This is a genomic window from Ensifer sp. M14, assembly GCF_003355565.1.
Lineage (GTDB): Bacteria > Pseudomonadota > Alphaproteobacteria > Rhizobiales > Rhizobiaceae > Ensifer.
This window is the reverse complement of record NZ_QJNR01000002.1, coordinates 1-505: the sequence shown is the minus strand read 5'-3', so window position 1 is coordinate 505 and position 505 is coordinate 1. Positions and strand designations below refer to the sequence as shown.

Here is a 505-nt window from a genome sequence, read left to right as displayed (position 1 = left end):
TGCCTCCGGCGGGACTGCGCCCTATAGCTACGCCATAACCGCCGGCGCGCTTCCCGCCGGACTGACCCTGAGCCCCGGCGGCGCCGTCTCCGGCACGCCCACGACGGGGGGAGCCTTCAGTTTCACTGTGACGGCGACCGACGCTTACGGCGCAACTGGATCGAGAGCCTACTCCGGCACCGTCGCTTCGCAGCTTCCCGTCGTCGGCGCCGTCAGCGCAACGGTTGCGGCCAATTCCTCGGCCAATCCGATGCCTCCGGCGGGACTGCGCCCTATAGCTACGCCATAACCGCCGGCGCGCTTCCCACCGGACTGACGTTGAACGCATTGTCAGGGGCAGTCTCCGGGACGCCTACAATAGGCGGCTCTGCCAATTTCACCGTGACGGCAACCGACGCCAACGGCGCAACTGGATCGAGAGCCTACTCCGTCACCATCGCTTCGCAGCCACCCGTCGTCGGCGCCGTCAGCGCAACGGTTGCGGCCAATTCCTCGGCCAATCCGA

The 505-nt window shown here is 67.3% G+C and carries 2 protein-coding genes; both read left to right on the top strand.

What is annotated here, in order from left to right:
- Positions 1-289 (top strand): Ig domain-containing protein (locus BLJAPNOD_RS35800; RefSeq protein ID WP_206750047.1); only part of this gene is annotated, 289 nt, incomplete at its 5' end.
- A partial coding sequence (locus tag BLJAPNOD_RS35795; RefSeq protein WP_244610858.1) for an Ig domain-containing protein occupies positions 286-505 on the top strand: 220 nt, incomplete at its 3' end. The genes BLJAPNOD_RS35800 and BLJAPNOD_RS35795, both read left to right, overlap by 4 nt.